Below are 7,100 nucleotides of genomic sequence, written 5' to 3'. Positions count from 1 at the left end.
GCTGCAAAATAACCAAGTAGAAAAAACTCAGGCACAAAAATCTGTATCAAATAATGCCAATATGCCAACCAATACACAAAGTAACGCGGCCAGACCGGATGCGAAAGTCACTAGTGCACCTGAACCACAAATTAAGAAAGTTGATATTGCGATTGCTGGTGTCACTTATCCCATCTACTGCCCAGTACATGAGCAAGAAGAATTGCATGCGGCTGTTTCATATATCAACGACTTTGCTCTAAATTTAAAAAGAGATGCACCAAGTCTTAGCCAAGAAAGCTTGCTGGTATTATCCTGCTTAAATTTATATGAAAAAATCCAAACTCATGAAAGAAACGCAGAAGACCGTACGCAGCAAGACAAGCAATCTGTAGCGCTACTGAATAAAGTTATCCAAGACGCTCATTCTATTTTATAAGCCAGTGCTATTTTTTGATGCTTATAAATACATCAAACGCTTAGTTTTTATAAACTAAGCGTTTTTTATGATTGGTAGATAAGCATTTTTTTATACTTATTATTGATAAGTTTTGCCTGCATGAAAATCTGCTTGGTGTTCATAATTACAAAAGAACAGTTCACTAGGTATTTCTTTACCAGTAACCTCTGGTGCTACGGCAGGCTTAGTCTCAAGTACGCCTCGATACTCAGCCAAGCTATTACCACAAAAATTACACTGACGCGGTGTGATGATATCGCCTTTTTTTGGCATCATGCTTTTGGGCGCACGCGGGTACATAAACTTATAAAAGCCCCACATCGAAACCCAGATAATGAGGATAATAATAATAACGGCTGACACGGCAGCGCTCCTTCAAATATGGCTGAGTACATTATAAACTCAACGCTCCAGAATAATCACATAAAAAACTGGCTACATTGAGCCAGTTTTTATTTTATAGAATACATTATTTATAGTCGGTGAAAAGTAATATCGATACAACACGTACTGCTGGTGCAAATTTTTTTTGCTTGCTGTGCCTACGCAGACAGAGGCTGCAAAAAATTTACACCAGCAGTACTGTAGCGACTTTAAAGTATTTCAACTATAGCTTTCATCATGACTAAACTATAATTGTAGCTCACTGATATCGGCAACCGTCAAGAATAATGCACGCACTTGCTTGAGCAGTGCTAAGCGATTGGCTTTGAGTGCCGCATCTTCACTATTAACCATCACATCGGCAAAGAATTGCGTTAATGGTGCATCTAAGCTGACCAAGGTTTGCAATACTTGCGTATAGTTGGCAGTATTAAGTAATGGTGTGACATCCAATTGCGCTTGTTGCACCGTCTGATATAGAGTTTTTTCAGCATCCTCAGTCAGTAGCGATGCATTAACCTCATCAGCTACCGCGCCCTCAGATTTCGCCAAAATATTGGCAACGCGCTTGTTTGAATCAGCCAACATCGACGCTTGTGGCAATTCGCTAAACCTTTGAACAGCGCGAATACGCTGATCAAAATCAAGAGGCATATGCGGATTAATCGCCTGTACGGCTTGAATGGTATCGACGCTAACGCCTTGCTCAGTATACATTGCTCGATAGCGCGAGTTTAAAAATGCCATTACTTGAGTAAAGGTATCACCCATCTTGGCAATCTTGCTACCGTCGCCAGAGCTATAGCCTTTAATCGCTTGCTCGACCAACGCTACTAGATTAATGGGCAGCTGCTTTTCAATCAAAATACGCAAAATACCAATCGCTGAACGACGTAAACTAAACGGATCTTTTGAGCCAGTCGGCGCTTGACCAATAGCAAAAATGCCCACTAGCGTATCTAAGCGATCTGCCAATGCTAAGCAAATCCCAACCGGTGTTTTTGGTAATACATCACCGCTGAACTTAGGCAAATACTGCTCTTCTAAACTTGCTACCACTGCTTCAGGCTCATTATTCAGACGCGCATAATAAGTACCCGCGATACCCTGCAATTCAGGATACTCACCAACGAGTGAGCTTGCCAAATCTGCTTTAGATAAAATCGCGGCACGTACCGTATCATCGATATCAATCTGCTGCCCTTGCTGCTGCATCAAGGCAGCGATAAAGGCAGCGAGCTTAGCAATACGCTCAGACTTCTCCCAAATCGTACCCAATTTATCTTGGAATACGCGGTTTTTAAGATTTTCAGTCAGCGCAAATAGCGGCTGCTTTTGATCTTGTAAGAAGAAAAACTCTGCATCAGCCAAGCGCGGACGTACAACCTTCTCATTACCTTCGATAATTTGATTGGGGTCTTTTGACTCAATATTAGTGATAAAGATAAAATAAGGCTGCAATTTGCCTGCTTTATCCGTTAAACAAAAATACTTTTGATCTGCTTGCATGGTAGAGATGAGCGCTTCTTGCGGGACTTGTAAAAAACGCGCCTCAAAGCTTGCACGAAGAGCAATAGGGAAATCAACCAAAGCAGTGACTTCATCTAACAAGCTCTGCGGTACGATAGCGTCAGAGTTGACCTCGTCTGCCAATGCTTTGACTTGATTTTTAATGAGCATTTGGCGCTTATCAAAATCTACCACCACTTTTAAGCCATCAAGCAGTTGCTCATAATTGTTAGCATGCGCAATCTCATGATATTCAGGACTATGGAAGCGATGACCACGCGTTTGACTACCCGTCTGATGACCTTGGATAGTCGCATCAATGACAGCATCATTTTGCATCAAGACTGCCCATTGTACCGGACGCACGAATTCATTGCGGCTCGCGCCTGAACGCATACGCTTAGCAATTGGCAAATTATCAAGTGCGGTTTGAAAAATAGCAGGTAGTAGCTCAGTAGTCGCCTGCCCCTCAATGGTTTGCACATAACCAACGTAGTCGCCTTTATCCGTGTTAATAGTGGTCAACTCGCTGGCCTCAATTCCTAAGCCTTTTGCAAATCCCATCGCAGCACGGGTAGGATTACCATCCGCATCAAACGCCGCTTTAATTGCAGGTCCACGTTTTTCTTCAGTACGGTTAGGTTGCTTAGCACTAATGCCTTCAATCTGAATCGCTAGACGACGCGGTGCAGCAAAGGCTTTGATGCTATCAAAGCTAATATCAGCGTCTGCTAATTGCTCAGTGACACTGGCTTGCAATGCGTCACGTAAAGGTTTTAGGCTTTTTGGAGGCAGCTCTTCACACCCCAGTTCAAATAAAATGGTACTCATGGGATGCTCCTATTTAGTAGTAGATTGGTTATTGTCGGTATTTTCTATTTCTAAGCCTTCTGCTGCCACTTCATCTTTTGGCAAATACTTATCAAGCGCCGCTTGACGATGGGCGTCATCAGCCAATGGGAAGCCTAATTTTGCACGTGCTTCGACATAACCAAAGGCAACTTTGCGTGCCAGCGTACGTACACGGAGAATAAAGCGTTGACGCTCAGTGACTGAAATCGCACCGCGTGCATCAAGTAAGTTAAAGGCATGCGACGCTTTTAGTACCATCTCGTAAGCTGGCAATGGTAAACCTGCTTCGACCAACTTATCCGCTTGCTGCTCATAAAAGTCAAACATCTGCCCCATCATCGGTACATCGGCATGCTCAAAGTTATAGGTAGACTGCTCAACTTCATTTTGATGAAAGACATCACCATAAGTGACACGACCAAACTCACCATCTGCCCAAACTAAGTCATATACGCTATCAACGCCTTGTACATACATCGCTAGACGCTCAAGACCATAAGTAATCTCGCCTGTCACAGGGAAACACTCAATACCGCCCACTTGCTGGAAGTATGTAAACTGAGTCACTTCCATACCGTTTAGCCAAATCTCCCAACCTAGTCCCCATGCACCTAGCGTTGGCGACTCCCAGTTGTCTTCAACAAAACGCACATCATGTACCAATGGATCGATACCAATCGCCTCAAGTGAACCTAAATATAGCTCTTGAATATTAGGCGGATTGGGCTTGAGCACCACTTGAAACTGATAATAATGTTGCAAACGGTTTGGATTGTCACCGTAGCGACCATCGGTTGGACGACGTGATGGCTGCACATAAGCAGCATTCCAACGCTCAGGACCTAATGAGCGCAAAAATGTTGCGGTATGAAACGTACCTGCCCCAACTTCCATATCATAAGGCTGCAAGATAACGCAGCCCTTATCCGCCCAATAATTCTGTAAGGTTAAGATTAAATCTTGAAAAGTCATCGGTTCGGCGTTTTTTGCTTGTGATGTCATAGTTTGGCGTGTCATAGTAAAATCACTGTGAATGAGTGTTATGAGATAAATCTTTGATAGCGCTCGTATCGCTTACGCAGTAACGATGCTATTTGCTTGCTCACCTTACTAAAAATTGACTATTTTATCTATATTTACCTGAACTAAATTTATATATCAGGCAGCAATATCAAGTTTTCTAAGCAATTAATGACTAAAACCTAGGGCTAAAGACAGTCATTACGATAAACAAAAAAATACCCAAATGCGCGAGCATCTGGGCAGGAGGAAAGGTATGTCTTGGGCATCCTGATTATTCAGGCTTTTTGTTTTTTGGGGTACGTCTATCTCTTACTAGACTTCTTTACTTCAGCGCTACTTTACTGATAAGACTGGCTGTTCGCTTTTGGCATAATTATCCATAAGATTATATAGATCAAAACGCCAGGTACTGCTGCGCTTAAGGTTGAGACAATAAAGAACAGCAACCTCACCCACGTTGGTGACCAACCGACATATTCTGCGATGCCGCCCATCACGCCCGCTATCATGCGATTGTTCTGTGAACGATGTAACTTTGCTAATTTAGCCAAATCAAATACCTCTTTTATAATTATTTTATTACAGCTCTTATAAATTTTTTACGATTTTAAGCTATAGACCTTTTTTAATCTATAGACATTAAAGCTGTTTTGCGTTTGCCTTTTGAGCTTATGTAATTAGTATAGCAATCATTCTGCTTATATCTGTTGACTATATAGATGTGCTTTGTGAATTTATGCTACTTGAACTTACTCTAACCTCTCATTAACAGGCGTAAACCCCTGATTTTAAATACTTATTTCAAATTGTTTCAATAACCCCTTTGTTTCTCGTGTATTACATCTTTTGTTACAATCTCATTATTTTCTAATAAGAATAAGCGATTGTATTTTATGCTACCAACTTAAAAAGTTATGACTGATGCATGTGATGCATAGAGAAGAATAAAGAGCTAATCAAAGTTAATAAGCAGATAAATCATAATCTTATAAAAAAACACGTCATAAAATAACGCCAATTTACAATAATATACGGGTAAGTCGTCAAGAACCTTTATACCATGCTCATAAATACCGAAAACTTTAGACCACTAAAAATAAATTGCACCCAGTAAGTGTAAATAAGGACAGCTATGTACGAGTCAGGATTGATGATTGGGCATTTTGAGCCGCTACATTTAGGGCAAATGCGCAGTATTTTAGATGCAGCAGGACAGGCAAAAACCTTATATATCGTCATTATGGCGCATCCATCGCCGCATCCAGATTTTAAAATCACTTTACAAGATAAAGCACGTTGGTTGCAGATGGCTTGTACTGACTTACCTTTTATACATATTCATACGACTGATGAAATTGAGCTGCCAGTACATGAAAGCTTCGCTGAGGTCACTATTGATATCACTGCCAGCAATGCCAAGCTGCAACGTTTAAAAGAAGCTTTAAATTTGCCATCTGAAACTGCATTGTTTGTCTCAGAGAACCACCCGTTAGCACAGTCTGATGTTTGTAAGCAGCTAATCATACCGGTAGTCACGACCCCGCTACAGCCTGACTTTGACTCTTATGCCATTGCACGCAATCCGGTCGCACATTGGTCAGCGCTGCATCCGCAAGCACGCAGCGACTATACTAAAACGGTTGCTATTGTGGGCGGAGAAAGTTCTGGTAAGACCACACTGGTGCATAAGCTTGCTAACTATTATGGTGCCAGCTTTGCGCTTGAGATGGGACGACTATATGTTGGTACAGATTTAGGCGGTACTGAGATTGGACTACAATATAGTGATTACGGACCCATTGCCCTGCACCATACCCAAGCGATTCGTGATGCCGCTGCAAGTGCCACTGCCCCTGTGACGATTATTGATACCGATTTTGTCACTACCCAAGCCTTTTGTGAAGAGTATGAAGGGCGCACCCACCCTTTTGTATCAGCTTGCATTGATGAGTTCCGCTTAGACCATACGATTATGCTTGATAACAATACGCCATGGGTTGACGATGGTATGCGCTCATTGGGCACAGCTGAGGCACGTGGTCGTTTTGAGCAGCGACTATTGGATATTTTCGCCCGTCATCATATCGAGCCGCATATGATTGATGAGCCAGATTATGATGCGCGCTATCAGCAGGCGTTGTTATTTATTGACCAGTATATTTATGGTCAATAGCCGTAACGGATAAGCATCTCTTATTAAAAAAGACACTTTTAGCACCATTATTTACTTTAGGAATATAACGCTATGCGCATTCAGCTACTAGACAATATCACTGGAAAATGGGCGATACAATGGATTGTCATTTGGTTTATTTGCGGCGTGCTTGCTCTATCCGCAGGGTTTTGGCTGACCACCGAACATACGACGCTCGATTGGTTTTACTTAGGCGTGTCTTTTATCGGGCTAGTCTGCGTGGTTTCACTGTCCTTTCGTAAAAACATCTTAGGTAATGGCTTTGGTATGGGTGCGACAGCTGGTGAAGTCGTCGTACAAGCGACCTCTGGTGCTGTTGGTCTCATGCTTGCACCGTTGTTCAACTTCTTTACCCATGTCTACGGTATTTTTTATTGGTCAAAGCATACCGATGCCGATGGTGACATGGTACCCAAATCTGCGAGCAAATGGATTTGGCTACTGACTATTAGCTTTATGGTGATTGGGCTGGCATTATTTCCAACAATCAATGACTTATTGGCAAGCTATGGCTACGCTGTCATTGAAGATGACAATAGTAAATTTTTGGGTATTATTTCTTTCTTCTGGATTAACGTCATCGCTTTTGTGCTTTCTATTACGGCTCAGGCGGCAATGATTCTGCGCTATTCTTTTAATTGGTGGTTATGGATTGTCGTCAACTTTGTCTGGCTCATTGTGAACCTCATGTCTGGTAAC

7 protein-coding genes are annotated in these 7,100 nt (G+C 42.1%); 3 read left to right on the top strand and 4 right to left on the bottom strand.

Annotated elements, in window-relative coordinates:
- Nucleotide 1: 1 nt before the first annotated feature.
- Nucleotides 2–418, top strand: coding sequence for a cell division protein ZapA (locus tag VLN09_RS08395; RefSeq protein WP_325245522.1), 417 nt, complete (start codon nucleotides 2–4; stop codon nucleotides 416–418).
- Nucleotides 419–517: 99 nt separating this feature from the next.
- On the opposite strand, the gene VLN09_RS08390 is transcribed toward VLN09_RS08395, so the two are convergent.
- The 4 genes from VLN09_RS08390 to VLN09_RS08375 all read right to left on the bottom strand — a co-directional run bounded on the left by VLN09_RS08390 (nucleotide 518) and on the right by VLN09_RS08375 (nucleotide 4,758).
- On the bottom strand, nucleotides 518–760 hold the full coding sequence (locus VLN09_RS08390) for a hypothetical protein (RefSeq protein WP_325245524.1): 243 nt from the start codon (nucleotides 758–760) through the stop codon (nucleotides 518–520).
- A gap of 309 nt (nucleotides 761–1,069) precedes the next feature.
- A complete protein-coding gene (gene glyS, locus VLN09_RS08385; protein ID WP_325245520.1) occupies nucleotides 1,070–3,163 on the bottom strand; it encodes a glycine--tRNA ligase subunit beta in 2,094 nt (697 codons plus the stop codon).
- Between the two features lie 9 nt (nucleotides 3,164–3,172).
- Nucleotides 3,173–4,201 carry a glycine--tRNA ligase subunit alpha gene (gene glyQ, locus VLN09_RS08380; protein ID WP_325245518.1) on the bottom strand — a complete coding sequence of 343 codons (1,029 nt, stop codon included), beginning with the start codon at nucleotides 4,199–4,201 and terminating at the stop codon, nucleotides 3,173–3,175.
- A gap of 344 nt (nucleotides 4,202–4,545) precedes the next feature.
- A complete protein-coding gene (locus VLN09_RS08375) occupies nucleotides 4,546–4,758 on the bottom strand; it encodes a PspC domain-containing protein (protein ID WP_325245516.1) in 213 nt (70 codons plus the stop codon).
- Between the two features lie 581 nt (nucleotides 4,759–5,339).
- Between VLN09_RS08375 and nadR the strand changes: the two genes are divergently transcribed.
- Nucleotides 5,340–6,380: a multifunctional transcriptional regulator/nicotinamide-nucleotide adenylyltransferase/ribosylnicotinamide kinase NadR gene (gene nadR, locus VLN09_RS08370; protein WP_325245514.1), complete on the top strand. Its 1,041-nt coding sequence runs from the start codon at nucleotides 5,340–5,342 to the stop codon at nucleotides 6,378–6,380.
- Nucleotides 6,381–6,452: 72 nt separating this feature from the next.
- The coding region (gene pnuC, locus VLN09_RS08365; protein WP_325245512.1) for a nicotinamide riboside transporter PnuC at nucleotides 6,453–7,100 on the top strand (648 nt) is incomplete at its 3' end.

Source organism: Psychrobacter sp., from assembly GCF_035469765.1.
Taxonomy (GTDB): Bacteria; Pseudomonadota; Gammaproteobacteria; order Pseudomonadales; family Moraxellaceae; genus Psychrobacter.
This window is presented reverse-complemented; position numbering and strand designations above follow the sequence as displayed.

Bases quoted from the DNA above. Each gene is read 5' to 3' on its own strand.
- glyQ (WP_325245518.1), bottom strand. From the start codon at position 4,201: ATGACACGCCAAACTATGACATCACAAGCAAAAAACGCCGAACCGATG.
- VLN09_RS08390 (WP_325245524.1), bottom strand. From the start codon at position 760: ATGTGGGGCTTTTATAAGTTTATGTACCCGCGTGCGCCCAAAAGCATG.
- glyS (WP_325245520.1), bottom strand. From the start codon at position 3,163: ATGAGTACCATTTTATTTGAACTGGGGTGTGAAGAGCTGCCTCCAAAA.
- nadR (WP_325245514.1), top strand. From the start codon at position 5,340: ATGTACGAGTCAGGATTGATGATTGGGCATTTTGAGCCGCTACATTTA.